General features: G+C 49.3%; 12 protein-coding genes. 5 read left to right on the forward strand and 7 right to left on the reverse strand.

Annotated elements, in window-relative coordinates; translation table 11 throughout:
* The coding region (locus Q0668_RS24430; RefSeq protein ID WP_366918989.1) for an ATP-dependent Clp protease proteolytic subunit at positions 1-700 on the forward strand (700 nt) is incomplete at its 5' end.
* 141 nt (positions 701-841) lie between these two features.
* Positions 842-1534 (forward strand): hypothetical protein, encoded by a 693-nt coding sequence (locus tag Q0668_RS24435; RefSeq protein ID WP_298869168.1) that lies wholly within the window; start codon positions 842-844, stop codon positions 1532-1534.
* 19 nt (positions 1535-1553) lie between these two features.
* Here the strand turns inward: Q0668_RS24435 and Q0668_RS24440 are convergent, their stop codons facing one another.
* Together Q0668_RS24440 and thiS are read right to left on the reverse strand one after the other, a co-directional pair.
* A complete protein-coding gene (locus Q0668_RS24440) occupies positions 1554-2387 on the reverse strand; it encodes a thiazole synthase (RefSeq protein WP_298869169.1) in 834 nt (277 codons plus the stop codon).
* Between the two features lie 5 nt (positions 2388-2392).
* A complete protein-coding gene (gene thiS / locus Q0668_RS24445) occupies positions 2393-2593 on the reverse strand; it encodes a sulfur carrier protein ThiS (protein WP_298869170.1) in 201 nt (66 codons plus the stop codon).
* Positions 2594-2855: 262 nt separating this feature from the next.
* On the opposite strand from thiS, the gene Q0668_RS24450 reads away from it, so the two are divergent.
* Positions 2856-3686 carry a glycerophosphodiester phosphodiesterase gene (locus tag Q0668_RS24450; protein ID WP_298869171.1) on the forward strand — a complete coding sequence of 277 codons (831 nt, stop codon included), beginning with the start codon at positions 2856-2858 and terminating at the stop codon, positions 3684-3686.
* A 111-nt stretch (positions 3687-3797) separates the two neighbouring features.
* A complete protein-coding gene (locus tag Q0668_RS24455) occupies positions 3798-4754 on the forward strand; it encodes a S1C family serine protease (RefSeq protein ID WP_298869172.1) in 957 nt (318 codons plus the stop codon).
* Positions 4755-4764: 10 nt separating this feature from the next.
* Here the strand turns inward: Q0668_RS24455 and Q0668_RS24460 are convergent, their stop codons facing one another.
* The 5 genes from Q0668_RS24460 to acs all read right to left on the reverse strand — a co-directional run bounded on the left by Q0668_RS24460 (position 4765) and on the right by acs (position 12757).
* Positions 4765-6201 carry a neutral/alkaline non-lysosomal ceramidase N-terminal domain-containing protein gene (locus Q0668_RS24460; protein WP_298869173.1) on the reverse strand — a complete coding sequence of 479 codons (1437 nt, stop codon included), beginning with the start codon at positions 6199-6201 and terminating at the stop codon, positions 4765-4767.
* Positions 6202-6339: 138 nt separating this feature from the next.
* Positions 6340-8196 carry a glycoside hydrolase family 88 protein gene (locus Q0668_RS24465; RefSeq protein ID WP_298869174.1) on the reverse strand — a complete coding sequence of 619 codons (1857 nt, stop codon included), beginning with the start codon at positions 8194-8196 and terminating at the stop codon, positions 6340-6342.
* 146 nt (positions 8197-8342) lie between these two features.
* Positions 8343-9848, reverse strand: a complete 1506-nt coding sequence (locus Q0668_RS24470; protein WP_298869175.1) for a PKD domain-containing protein — start codon at positions 9846-9848, stop codon at positions 8343-8345.
* Positions 9849-9889: 41 nt separating this feature from the next.
* Positions 9890-10672 (reverse strand): nickel pincer cofactor biosynthesis protein LarB, encoded by a 783-nt coding sequence (larB, locus tag Q0668_RS24475; RefSeq protein ID WP_298869176.1) that lies wholly within the window; start codon positions 10670-10672, stop codon positions 9890-9892.
* 132 nt (positions 10673-10804) lie between these two features.
* Positions 10805-12757, reverse strand: coding sequence for an acetate--CoA ligase (gene acs / locus Q0668_RS24480; RefSeq protein WP_298869177.1), 1953 nt, complete (start codon positions 12755-12757; stop codon positions 10805-10807).
* 652 nt (positions 12758-13409) lie between these two features.
* Between acs and Q0668_RS24485 the strand changes: the two genes are divergently transcribed.
* The coding region (locus Q0668_RS24485; RefSeq protein ID WP_298869178.1) for an acyltransferase family protein at positions 13410-13970 on the forward strand (561 nt) is incomplete at its 3' end.

Genomic DNA, 13970 nt, shown 5'->3' on the forward strand with positions numbered 1-13970 from the left:
GTTCTGTTATTCTAAAATATTCGGATCAGGATCTTTTGTTGGAAATCTCAGCGAAGAGAAAAATAAAATAGAAACAATGAATAAACGACGGCGGCTGCACACGACTTCTTCTGTGAAATCTTATCCCGGGAAACTGGCTTCCCTGCGGAACAATTCGGTTACTGAAAAGGAACCAGATTGGGAAATCGCCTTGTCTGGAGATCTGGGTGAGAAGGAAACGGATCTGGTGTCGCGACTGGTTGATCTACCGCGTGGAAGTCGCGGGACGATTTTTTTTGATTCGCCTGGTGGCTCCGTCTATGCCGGTCTGACATTGGCCAGCTTAATCCGGCTGCGCAATTTGGACGTGGCTGGAGTCGCGTTAGGTGAATGTTCGTCGGCGGCTATTCTCCCGTTTGCGGCTTGCAAGCATCGCTATGTCACCAGTTATACGACTCTCTTGTTTCATCCCGTGCGCTGGCAAAGTGAAGATGATGTGCGATTTGAAGAAGCGGCGGAATGGGCTCGGCACTTTAAAATAATGGAAAGCGATTTTGATCGGCTGCAGGCACAACTGTTCGGCTGCGAACAAAGTTTACTCGATCAGTGGACGCGGCCGGGCAAATTCGTCTCAGGAGTGGAACTAGTAGAAGCAGGCCTGGCACAACTGGTCGACCCTTTCTCAGTAGAAGATCAATGGAAGCTGATCGAAGCCAGATAGCTGGTATGTGATTTTATAGGAAAAGTTCGATTTTTCGGAATCTTTTCAAGTTTGTTTTGCGTCATAGCTACTGACAATCCGCATTTTACTCTTGCTGAACTCCATCTCCTTACAATTCCAACTCAATGGGAAAGGTTTTCGATGAACTATTTACAATCAATCTACTGCCCCTTACTTGCGCTTGCTTTGATGTTCACGGGCATGGATTCAGTGCAGGCAGAAAACACAAAGTCGAAACTGGTTACTGTTCCCAAAATCTTGAAGGTAACTCACCAGATTCAGAAGTCGAATCCACCCAATCTGGTACTCAATGTGACCGGACAAGTTCCGAATGCTGGTTATACCGACGTGCAACTATTGCGAATGGTTTATGTACAACCTCCTCAGGATGGTATCCAGGATTTTTACTTGAAAGCGATCCCCCCCTCGGGACTTGCCGCGACAGTGATTTCCCAAGTCACTGCCTCCAAAACCTGGAAAGGCTATCCGACATGGGTCAAAGGGATTCGCGTGTATGGTGACAAAGACGGGATTGTCGAGATCAAATTCAACAAAGATCCAGAAACTCCCAAGCCCATCCTGCGCAGGTTCACGGGAACATCGAAGGATGGCTCTTTCGAAACAGCACTGACAGACGCAATCGCTAAGTTAAATAAAGCATTACCTGCAGGAGGCGTTGCGGATGCCTCTGCGACGTGGAGAGTTGTGAGAACATCGGGGGCGGTAGGCGGCATTACTGGTCAGAATCAAATCAGCGTGAGCATCTCGGCAGAACGACAACCTGCCTGGCCTCAAAAGAAACGCTTGAAAAAACTGATTCGAAAGAAAAAGTAATCGCTCTTTTTAAAGCAAATTAACCTTTCGGTGCGATCACGCCGGTTTCGGGGCTGGACGCGGTGGCATAGAGTTTTTTCGGAATCCGGCCGGCGAGGTAGGCGTCGCGTCCGGCTTCGATTGCGCTTTTCATGGCCCGCGCCATGCGAACCGGGTCTTGCGCGCCGGCGATCCCGGTATTGAGCAGCACGCCGTCACAGCCCAGTTCCATCGCAATTGTGATATCACTGGCGGTTCCCACGCCGGCATCGATAATCACGGGGTAATCGGGATCATCTTCTTTCAGATATTCCAGACAGATGCGAATGTTGTTTGGGTTCAGAACTCCCTGTCCACTGCCGATAGGACTGCCTGCAGGCATCACCGATGTGGCGCCCGCTTCTTTCAGGCGTTTGGCTGTCATTGGATCATCGGTCGAATAACAGAGTACGGAAAACCCTTCCTCCACCAGTTGTTTCGTGGCTTCCAAAGTTGCCACCGGATCGGGAAGCAATGTTTTGGTATCGCCGAGAACTTCTATTTTGACCCAGTCAGCTCCCGGGTTTTCGAGACCACGCAAAATTTCGCGGCCCATCCGGGCTACGCGAACGGCGTCTTCCGCAGAAAAACAGCCGGCGGTATTCGGGAGAATCGTATATTTCTCCAGATCAATGAAGTCGAGAATATTGCGACCATCGGCGTCGATGAGACGCTCTCGGCGTACAGCGACGGTAATGACGTCGGCACCGCTCACCTCCAGGCTTTCCTGCATGAGTTCGTAAGTTGCATACTTACCCGTGCCCACAATCAAGCGTGAGTTGAGATGATGTGTACCCAGGATTAGAGACGATTCTGTGCTGCCGATTGTTGCCATATTTGTTATCCACCGCCTACCAGTGTTACAATTTCCAGACGATCACCCTCCTGCAGTGTACAGGATGCGTGCTCTTCGCGTGGAATTAAAATCAAATTTCGTTCGACGGCCAGATACTTTGGCTGCAAACCCAGCTGTGCCAGAAGTTCTGACACTGTGAATTCCTCGGGAACCTCTTGAGTTTCGCCGTTCACTTGAATTTGCACCAATGAATTTCCTGATTTAAAGAGTTCTGCATCTGACTGAATTATACTGTTGAGAGAACACATAAAAGTAGAGACATCCGATAAGGGTCTCGATGATAGTTTGCAAAAAACGAGTTTAGAAGTGATACTGCCGATCGTCAAGGAATGGCTGGGATGTAAAATTCATTGCTTCTTTACAAGTCTTTCATATGCTTTTGTATAACTTATTAAGGCGCAGAACTTTGTCACCGCCCTTTGAGTATTTTACTGAGGATCAGAAAAAATGTCGCGTATGCGTTTCTCTCAATTCATTTCTTTTCTTACAGGTTTCGCCATCGTGTCCGCGACTACATCACTTTCCGCAGTAGAAATCATCGGCCATCGGGGTGCTTCGCATGATGCGCCCGAAAATACACTGGCTTCCGTAAATCTGGCCTGGGCGCAGAATGCTGATGCGGTCGAGATTGATATTTATCTTTCTAAAGATGGTCAGATCATTGCCTATCATGACAAAACTACAAGTCGCATAGGCGGCCGTGCCAAGTCGGTCAAAGCTCAAACGCTGGCAGAATTACAAACTCTCGATGTCGGTGCCTGGAAACATTCTAAATTTAAGCGTGAGAGAATTCCTACATTGAGTCAAATTTTGAAAACAATTCCAGCTAACAAAAGACTGTTTATCGAAATTAAATGTGGCGCCGAGGTTCTGCCACAACTGAAACAGGATCTAGTGGCCTCTGGTAAAATACCCGCACAGACGGCCCTGATTGGATTTGACTACGAAATTATGCAACAGGCCAAACAGAATCTGCCTGAACTAAAAATGTACTGGGTAATCAAAGTGAAACAGAACAAGCTGACTCGAAAGTGGGCTCACACTGCCGATTATTATATTCAAAAGGCAAAGACCGCTCATCTGGACGGATTGGATATCGGCCTCAATAATTTTGTGACGCAAAAATTTGTTGATGAAGCTAACTCCGCCGGACTTCCTGTTTATGTTTGGACTGTCAATTCGGTGAAAGATGCCAGAAAACTTGTCAATATGGGCGTTGAAGGAATCACCACAGATCGACCCGGTTTACTGAATTCAGCATTGAAAGCTGCAAAATAGTAGGCTTTACAGCAATCTCAGAACAGTCTCGTCTTGATTTAGAGGCAGTTTTGCCCGAAAATAGGGAGCAGTCTTTTTTTGGGACGAATTTTTCTTAGAGGTACCGGCCTGATGTCTTCACGTTTGATTCTTATTGCTGGAAGTGTACTTGTTGCGTCATTGATTTTTCATAACGCATCATCTGCCGCTGAAGAACCAGCCAAACTTCCTCAGCAGGCGATTGAATATATTCTTGACCTGGAGAGTGAAGACTTCCAAACGCGTGAAAAAGCCACGCGCAGTTTGCCTGATTATGGCGAACCTGTGATTGAGCCGTTAATGAAAGTGACACGTGGTGACAGTCTGGAGGCCTCTGTCCGCGCGATTCTGGTGCTCGAACAAATTTATGTGAAAGGCAAGGAAGCTTCTGTTTCTAAAGCGGAAGATGCGCTCGACCTGCTGACTCGGGCGAAGAACCCTTCCGTGGCGATTCGGGCAGAAGAAGCCATCGATCGACACGCTGATATTCGGAAAAGGCGGGCTGTTCGCGAAATCAAAAAAATGGGCGGAAACGTGAGACTATGGACAGCAAAAAGTATTGCGGAAGCACAAGTGAGTAACAGAGTTGTGCCAGGGCAGGTGCGTTTCATCGTGTTGGGCGCAAGGTGGACCGGGAAAGAACATGGTTTGCGATTTCTCAAGCGAGTGGGTCGTTTTCAGGCCCTGTATCTGATTAAAGGGCACCCTTTTTCAGGGCCCGCCATGGATGATCTGGTAAAAGGGCTTTCCGGAACTCCTCACGAAATCCGCGATAGTGAAGCGATGCTGGGCATTGGCAATGGCGGTAATTTTAATGAACGTGGAGGGTGTATCGTAGGTGGCGTGAGCGAGGGGTTGGCAGCACAAAAGGCGGGCATTCGATCGGGTGATATCATTGTCAAATTTGAAGGGCAACCCGTGCTAAATTTTAGAGGACTCGTCGAACTGATAGGCAAAAAAGCAGCCTATGATACTGTGGAAGTTGAGCTGTTCCGGGATGGGAAGCTAAAAACGTTAAAAGTGACTCTCAGTAGCTGGCTGGATCAATAATCCAGCGGCGTCAATCGTGTAACTTTCGCAGCAGCTTGATCGCCGTATTGCGAATCTGTGTTTCTGCTTCGACTTCCAGATAACTGCTGCGTGCAGGCCAGGTTTCATATCCACCCAGGGCGTGCTGTTCTGGTGTGGGCAGGTAGCCGCTGGAACCGTTGGCCAGTTCCATGGAAAATGTCGCGTCGAACGGGCTCTCTGCTTTAATCGCGAGGCCGGTTTCGGTGAACACTTCGCAAGGCAGCCCGACAATTCCCAGGTCACCAATTTGAATCGCCTGGATTTTGATCGACTCTGTTTCAGGATACTTGCTGAGAGCGACCGCTTCTGTGGCGTAAGTTTTTGCCCAGCGATGTGATATTTTTTGTTGGGGGTTCGCTAAGATGTCTTGTGCCCACGCCAGTCTCTCGGCATCAGGACGCCGGACGTTCAGCGCGAATTCCTGTTCGATCATCGCCAGTTTCAGTTTGTTTTTGTGATCCATTTTGTCTATGACCTTCAGGCTCTGCTCGGCAAACTGCTTCCCGGATTCTTCAATCCATTCGAAGGCCGCGTACTTTTTTTTGTCCTGTTTCATGACGGCACCGACATTGCCGCTGGTTCCATTTGAGAGCATGCCGACAAACGGCGGATGTGTTTTCCCCGCAGATAGTTTTTCGGAGAGATACTTTGCATAGGCTCCGAAATAGTCGGCGCTGATTTGGCCTTTTTTATAACCGCCACAATAGTGAATACTCATGTTGCCTAAAATCGCCAGCGGTGTTCCGTCGGCATGTTGGATTGAGAGGATCGAGCACTGCGGGTCAATGTCTGCAGCGGGTCGGATGACACTCTTGCTGCGACCGGCAACCGATTTGATTTGCTCACCGGCAATGCCAAACGGATTCAGGGAGACACTCCCTTTTTCAGCTAGAAACCGTCGGCAGGCGGCATACCTGCCTGCATCAAATGAGCCCCAGCCTACGCGGGCGGGTCTGAGATTTTCCTGTGCCTGAATAATGGCTTGTGCAATTTGCTGCACGAGAGTTTCGTAATACTCATCATCGATTTTCCCCGCACGGCCATAGGGAACGCGGGGTGCGGCGTGTGTGTGAGTGCTCGACATCAGAATTCGATTCACGGGCAAACCGGTTTTCTTGAACACAATTTCCTTAGCCCGGTCAAAGTAGCTCCGTTCCACCATACACAGGTCGTTCACACAAATGGCAAACCGCTCTTGCCCATCATCGAGTACGAGGGCGCGCGAAAAGATTCGATCATGAATTCCCGTCACTGGCCCGTTTTTGGAAATCACCCCATCCAGCGAACTTCCGACAGGGGGTGTGATGTCTACGGCAGCGGCTCCCGCTTTCAGAGTGGGCTCCGCAGCACGGAGTTCGGCGAGAGAAGCATCTTGAATGAGGTTACAGAAGGGCAGGAATAGCAGGAAATAAAAACGGGATGACATAAGAGACCTCTTGACAGAAGCTTCGGCTGAAGAAAAAAACTTTCCCTTCAGCATAACGCATATCTAAGCGAAATATCCAGACTTCGCATTAACTTAAACGCAATTTATATAGCGGAAACAAATTGAAACAGGTTGTCTTTAATCCGCTTTTTGTTGTGCGGCATTGGCCCGTTCGTTCATCCACTGGGCCATTTCATTGGAGACCAGGAATGCCATCGCGCCGCCGCGGGCATCTTTACCGAGGATCGCCATCCGGTCGAAATAACCGCGTACGCTGGTTTGTTTTCCGGTTCCCGTACAGACATCGACGAGTGTGCCGTCAAAGGCGACACGGGTTTTGATGGCGTTCCAGGCACGCTCAATGCGGGGCGCGTATTGTTTTTCGTCGAGCCAACCCTCGCGGATACCACGGATCATCGAAAAAGTAATCATGCAGGTGCAGGTCATTTCACGGTAGCTTTCCCGGTGATCGATTACCTGGTGCCACATACCGGTTGGGTCCTGATGTTGGCTGAGTGCTTCCAGGTGCTGGCGGTGACCGTTGACGAAGGCGTTTCGCAAGGGTGAATTCAGAGGCAGCTCGGACAGCACCAGTGCCAGTCCCAATGCCGGGAAGCCATTTCCGCGTCCCCAGGCTGCATCGCTCAATGGAGAATTTCGATAGATGCCATCCGGGCGTTGATCCAGTTTCTGTATGAATCGCCAATGACGCATTGCCATTTCGTAATAACGGGTGTCTCCTGTTAATCGACCAACGGCTGCGAGGATCGGGCATGACATGAAAACCGCATCGCTCATTTCCACGTGATGCGGCATCGATTCACGGAAGTGTCCCTGTTCGTCAAAGCCGAGATCGGCCGCCTGTTTGGCGAGCATTAAGTATTGTTGATTGCCGGTCGCTTTCGCCAGTTCAGAAAACAGTAAATGCCCGGCGATCACGCTGCCGCCCCCGCGGTTGCCGAGCGGGTTGGGATTTTTGGAAAGGTAGTTTTGCGTGATCTTCTCGACATGAGGCAACCGGCTCAGGTCTCCCGTCAATTCGCCCAGTCGAATCTGGCTGATGAGTGAGAGTACAGGTAGATAAGAGAGTCGGCTTAGATCATTGCCATACACTTTGGAAAGCTGGGTAGCGACCTGGATCGGCGTGCGCTGTAAGCGGCGTTGCATCTCCTGTCGGGCAGGGGAGGGGGCTCGAAACTGATTTTGCGAGATCGCCGTGAGCAGCATGGGTAGAAAAGATTCTGTTTTCTCTTTCGTGACTTCCAGTGCCAATGCTGGCAGGCGACCTATGTTTGAAGGTGATTGGCCTGCGAGACTGGAAACCAGTTCCCAGCCGAATACCGGACGAACATGAGGTTTCAGATGTTGAACCAACTTGTCTACCGAAGACAGGGCATCAGCGGGAATTACCCACTGAAATTGGTCTCCCTCTCGAACATCCAGGACCAGATCCGGGGCATGCATGCCGATCCAGCGCCATAAGTATTGCACCTCAGGTTTGGTGGGGCTGTGATAAGCATCGCTCTGTGGCGGATAGCCGCGCGTGGGATTTCCGTGTGTAGCGTTTTTCAGTCCCTTCTGCAAAACCCAGCCATCCGGGTTCGCAATCGGGACCGCAGAGAGTGAGTATTTCTTCCGAAACGACTGGGCTGCCTCCGCACTGTAAAACCAGTTGACGGCGTTGATGACCGAAGCGACCGACGTTTCGGATCCATCCAATCCGCCAATCAGCAGAATGCGTACTTTTTTTGTGTTCAGATTCAGGTCTTCTTTTGAGTAGACACAGGGGACCGGTGTTTCTTTGCGGGTCAATCCAATGGCAGAATGGATGAGCGCGGGTTGCTCTCTCAAAGAGTGTAAGCGTTTTTGGACGGCTGCTTTAAAGTCAACGTTCGAATTCGGTTTACTGGCTTCAATGGGAGCTGCTGACAGCGGAGCGAGTAAAATCGAATTCAAAAAGAGAGTCAAACAAGTCACAGGCAGAAGATATTTCATGGAGGGCAAGATCCAGGCAGGCAGATTAAGACACAAGATGAGGAAGCGGCGTTTTCTATTTAACAGGTTTATTGTAAAAACGCTTCTGACGAAATACCAGCAGAGATTTCTGTTGATCATGCGGGATTTTCGGAGATCAGAGCGACTTACTTTGGTTCCACACGTACATGCAGTCTTGTGACGGCGATTACACCATCGTCGCGGCTGCGTTTGACGGTGACGAGATAGTCGCCCGGTTTTTCGAATGTATGTTCGGTGACCGCATATCCATTTTCATTGAGTGCTTTGACATTTCCATCAGATTTCACACTGACCGTTGGGGTTCCATCATTGAAATCCCAGATTTCATGGCCGTCCGTCGTTCCAAATGTACGGACTTTGAATGTAATCGGATCACCGACTTTATTTTTGAGCGAGGGCCAGTAAGAGGCGTGAATGCGCGGGACATATTCCTTAAATTTTTTTGGATCGAGGACGTGAACCTCTGCGAAATCATAATCGACGTTGCCTTGTTTGTCGGTGACCTTCAGGATTTCGCTGTAGACACCCGGTTGATTATAAGCGCGTTTGATTTCGGGGCCGTTCGCCTGTGTGCCATCTGTGAAGGTCCATTCATATTTCTGGATACTGTTCGTAGCGCTGTAAGATTGAGTGCCTTTCAGAATCGTCGAGTCACCGGCTTTGATAAAGTGTTTGCGACGGCTGTTGGCAACCAATGCGGGGTGATACTGATTACGGTAGGCTTCCCACAGAAACGCATAACCGGCCTGAGTGCCCCATTTGCCTGAAGGCTGTCGACTTTTGATTTCAAAATGCAGATGAGACCACCCACCGCTGGCGCCTCTTTTCCCGAGGATGCCGATTTCTTCTCCCTGTTTGATCAAACGCCCCGGTCGAATGTGGTCGTTGATTTTGTGGAGATGGCTATAGCGGTAATACCAGCCTCTTGCATCCAGCAAATACACCACGTCATAACGTGATGCGACGGGTGTGTCTTTCTTGTGTCCGTCCAGGACATCGGTGCCTGAAGAGACCACGACGGCATCGGTGGCGGCGATGACTCGCGTCAATTTTTCTGCTCCGCCGATATCAAGCCCGCTGTGATAATAAATTTTGGGGAGAATTTTCTTACCCCCGTCAACGGGCTCGTTATCGTACCAGGTACGTGTGGCGAACCAGATTTGATCAACGGGATAAATAAATGAACCGGGTTTAATCAGAGGCGAGTCGGCAGGCCAGAATCGTAAGCGGGCGTCTTTATCCAATCCCCAGAACGCAGGTGTGCCATTTGAGTTGTAGCCTTTTGTGATAGAGCAATCGACTTGCACGCGGCCGATTTTTTGCGGCAGGTTATACATGCCCGATTCGAGCTGGATGGTTTCATCGTCGATCTGCACGGTTACAATCGCGCTGCGAATCGCCTGTCGGATTGGGTCGCGGGTCTCTTTCAAATCGAGTAGTTTTACTTTTACCTGTTCGCCATTATTGAGAGTGACGGTGGTTGTTTCGCCGATGTTTAAATCGACAACGCGTACGATGGGTTTTAAGGCCGGTTGTTCCTCTGCTCCTGAAACGCGAGTATGCACATTACTGGAACAGAGTAATGTCAGCATTGCGAAACCTAGTACAAAACGTTGGTGGTAATTCATCATAGTGAGGGCTCTCTTTGTATCGGCAGGTCTATTATCTGGTATCAGGTGGTAGAACGTTTCTGGTCGGCGACCAGGCCTGCTACGAAGCCTGCTTTAAAGCCTGCATCGATGTTAACCACAATCACGTTGGCAGCACAACTGTTTAACATGCCCAACAGGGCCGCAATGCCGCCTAAGCTCGCGCCATAGCCAACGCTGGTCGGAACAGCGATTACCGGACAGGAGACCCAGCCGCCCACTACAGAAGGCAGTGCTCCTTCCATGCCGGCAGCAACGACAACGGCGGAAACATTTTGAAAACGTGGGAGTTGCTCTTGCAGTCGATGTGGTCCAGCGACGCCGACATCGAGAATAAAGTCGGGTTGATAACCCATCCAGATCAAAGTTTCAATGGCTTCTTCGGCGACGGGACGATCGCTGGTACCTGCTGTCAAGACGGCAATTTCGCCTGTGATCAGTTCCTCATCGAAGGCCGCATCTTTTTCGGGAATGCGAATCGTACGCGCTGTCTGATTATAGATAGCCTGCGGGAACTGTTTGAGAACCGTTTTCGCCTGATCGTCTGAAACGCGCGTTCCGAGACATTTTTGTTTCGCTTCGAGTAAGGCAGTAAAAATTTCGACCAAAGCTCTGGACGTCTTTCCTTCACAGTAAATCACTTCGGGATAGCCGCAGCGCGCGTTGCGATCGAGGTCGATGTTGGCAGAGGGAAGCATTGCCGATTTCTGATCTTGCTGATTGGCGAAATGCGAAATGGCTTGTTCGACCGAGAGCGCTCCCTGACGTACCTGCTCAAACAGTTGAGAGAGTTGGTCGTCGGACATCAGATCACCTTTGTCGTCTTTTTTCAAAAGAACAGCAGGATGGCTTGTCAGTAAGTCGCCATCCTGCTGAATATGATTGTGTGCTGACGCACAACTTATTTTCCCGATTAATAAATCAGATCACCAAATCGATTAATCACTTTCCTGGAGTTTGGCGATGACACTGAGATCTTCGAGAGTCGTTGTGTCGCCGACAATTTCCTTTCCTGCAGCGATGTCTCTTAACAGACGTCGCATGATTTTCCCACTACGTGTTTTGGGAAGTGCCGGGGCGAAGCGAATGGAATCTGGGGTAGCGACGACGCCAATCTGAGTTCTGACGTGCTGTTTGAGTTCCGCTTTCAGTTCCTCGGTATCTTCGTCGCCGGTCATTGAGACGAAACAGCAAATGCCTTCCCCTTTGATTTCATGCGGGAAACCAACGACAGCTGCCTCAGCGACTTTGGGGTGCGAAACCAGTGCGCTCTCGACTTCCATTGTGCTGAGACGGTGTCCGGAAACGTTAATCACATCATCGATGCGACCCATGATCCAGTAGCATCCATCTTCATCGCGGCGGGCACTGTCACCGGCTAGATAGCGCCCTGCAATCGTGCTGAAGTAAACTTCTTTAAAACGCTCATGGTCGCCGTATAAGGTTCTCAGCATGTGAGGCCACGGTTGATTCATTACCAGAAGGCCCCCCTGATTGTCTCCCAGGCTTTCGCCGTCGGCTGAAACAATGTCAGGTACAACACCGGGCAATGGCGTAGTACAACTTCCCGGTTTGGTCGCAGTCACTCCTGGCAGCGGGCTCATCATGATGCCCCCCGTTTCGGTTTGCCACCATGTATCGACAATGGGGCAGCGTTCCTGACCGATGACGGTGTGATACCACATCCAGGCTTCGGGGTTAATGGGCTCGCCGACGGTTCCCAAAAGTCTCAGGCTGGAAAGGTCGTGTTTGTTCGGCCATTCATCGCCCCATTTAATAAAGGCACGAATTGCTGTGGGAGCCGTATAGAAAATATTGACCTGATATTTTTCGATGATTTCCCAGAAGCGTCCTTCATCGGGCCAGTTGGGAGCCCCTTCATACATCACGGTGGTCGCACCATTGGCCAGCGGTCCGTAAACAATATAGCTGTGTCCGGTGATCCAGCCGATGTCGGCGGTACACCAGTAGGTATCATTTTCTTTCAGGTCGAAGACCCATTGGGAAGTCATCATTGTGCCCAGTAGATAACCGGCGGTTGAGTGTTGCACGCCCTTGGGTTTACCGGTACTTCCTGAGGTATAAAGAATGAAGAGTGGGTGTTCGCTGTCGAGTTCCACAGGATCGCATTCTGTAGAGGCCCCTTCCATCAGATCGTGCCACCAGTAATCGCGATCTGGTACCATATCGACTTCACAGCCGGTACGTCGGTAGACCACTACACTTTGTACGCTGGGCGATTTTTCCATGCTTTTGTCGACGGCTTCTTTCAGAGTAATATTTTTTCCACGGCGCCAGCCTCCATCAGCGGTAATCACGAGTTTTGCCTGGGCATCGTTATTTCTGTCGGCGATCGCATCTGCACTGAAACCACCAAAGATGATGGAATGCGTGGCACCGATGCGCGAACAGGCGAGCATGGCGATGGCCAATTCCGGAACCATCGGCATGTATAGAGTCACGCGATCGCCGGTTTCGATTCCCAGTTTTTTCAAACAGTTGGCAAACTTGCAGACTTCGCGGTGCAGGTCTTGATAACGCAGCACGCGTGTGTCGCCTGGTTCGCCTTCCCATACGATGGCGGCTTTATTTTTTCGCCAGCTATCCAGGTGACGATCGATGCAGTTCACCGACGCATTGATTTTGCCGCCCGTGAACCATTTTGTTTCAGGCATTTCGCCTTCAAACACGTTCTCATAAGGCTGAGCCCATTCCAGACCTTGCGCCAGATCGCCCCAGAAACCAGTCGGGTCGTCTTTGGCACGATTCCAAAGTTCCTGGTATTCTTCCATACTGGAAATATTGGCCTGTTCTACAAACTCTGCTGGTGGTGGAAATGAGCGCGTTTCCTGAAGAACACTTTCAATGTTTTCGTTAGCCTGGTCACTCATCGTTGTCATACCCCTTTAGTTTTATTTGGCGAGCAAAATAAGAACCGAATTATGTGGATCAACGACTTGATCGTTCAGTCACGAAGATTCGATTCTCTTACTGTTTCTTTCAGTTAAATTATTAAACAATGCTAAGATAGCGATTTTAGGGCACTGTTTTTTCGAAGTCAACAAACGGACGAACAGACTCTATCAGAACTCGTCAGGCTCATTTATTCAACTTACCTCGGTGTCAAAAGACTGAAAATCAAGTAGAACGGGGCAAGCACGTCAGTATAAATTCCGGGAAAGCAATTTTGGTTCCTGATTTCTTCGCGAACCAGTCTGTTTTCCCACTTCAGTGAGCGTACTGTGGCGTGAACACTTGCACGATTTCGTTTTGAATTTCGAACTTTACAAGCAGTCAACTCGGGCTAGATTCCCACATTGCCTTGCATATTACTCTCAATTTTGGTGGTTCAAACACTTAGTAGGATGCGACAAACGTTACGAAACGACCAAATATAGTGTAGATCGAAAATTGGTTCAGCTCGGGAAATAATTTTCTTGCTTTTAATAGAAGCATGCTTTTAAAAGAAAAGAGCTTCTTAAAGCGAAGATTCACATTGGAATTCGAAGATTTAATAACAGAGCCAGCGACTCATTCAGTGCCATGAAATCATCATCTGGAAAATATTACATAGGATTAGATCATATCAGGGCCGTTGCCGCCTTCATGGTCTTTTCGTGGCACTTCATTCATACAGCAATTCCTTTCACTTACTCCCCAACACTTTTCCCACTTTCATTGGTCAATGAGGGGCACACGGGAGTTGCCTTGTTCATGACACTTAGTGGTTATTTATTTGCTAAGTTATTGGATGGGAAGAATATCAATTTCTTTTCGTTTTTATGGAATCGTTGTTTAAGACTAGCCCCTTTAATGCTGTTTGTGCTTGTGGTTGTGGGAATCCAGATCTATTTGCATGGCCAAAGCATTTACTTCTATTGTTCTCAAATTCTTGCAGGGATCGTCATGCCAACTCTTCCCAATGGAGGTTGGTCAGTTGCAATTGAATTTCACTTCTATTTACTGCTTCCTTTTTTATTGTACATCGCGCGTAAATCAAAGTATTCTCTTGGTATTGCCGTTTGTTTTGCAATTCTGCTTCGACTATTCTTATCCCGCATTTCCCAGATGACTTCCCTCGCTTTGGCACGTAATTTGCGCCAT

This window comes from uncultured Gimesia sp. (genome assembly GCF_937910335.1).
Lineage (GTDB): Bacteria > Planctomycetota > Planctomycetia > Planctomycetales > Planctomycetaceae > Gimesia.

What these genes read in the sequence shown, in the direction of transcription:
- Q0668_RS24435 (WP_298869168.1), top strand. Translation starts at nt 842, where the DNA reads ATGAACTATTTACAATCAATCTACTGCCCCTTACTTGCGCTTGCTTTG.
- Q0668_RS24440 (WP_298869169.1), bottom strand. Translation starts at nt 2,387, where the DNA reads ATGGCAACAATCGGCAGCACAGAATCGTCTCTAATCCTGGGTACACAT.
- Q0668_RS24450 (WP_298869171.1), top strand. Translation starts at nt 2,856, where the DNA reads ATGTCGCGTATGCGTTTCTCTCAATTCATTTCTTTTCTTACAGGTTTC.
- Q0668_RS24455 (WP_298869172.1), top strand. Translation starts at nt 3,798, where the DNA reads ATGTCTTCACGTTTGATTCTTATTGCTGGAAGTGTACTTGTTGCGTCA.
- Q0668_RS24460 (WP_298869173.1), bottom strand. Translation starts at nt 6,201, where the DNA reads ATGTCATCCCGTTTTTATTTCCTGCTATTCCTGCCCTTCTGTAACCTC.
- Q0668_RS24465 (WP_298869174.1), bottom strand. Translation starts at nt 8,196, where the DNA reads ATGAAATATCTTCTGCCTGTGACTTGTTTGACTCTCTTTTTGAATTCG.
- Q0668_RS24470 (WP_298869175.1), bottom strand. Translation starts at nt 9,848, where the DNA reads ATGATGAATTACCACCAACGTTTTGTACTAGGTTTCGCAATGCTGACA.
- larB (WP_298869176.1), bottom strand. Translation starts at nt 10,672, where the DNA reads ATGTCCGACGACCAACTCTCTCAACTGTTTGAGCAGGTACGTCAGGGA.
- acs (WP_298869177.1), bottom strand. Translation starts at nt 12,757, where the DNA reads ATGAGTGACCAGGCTAACGAAAACATTGAAAGTGTTCTTCAGGAAACG.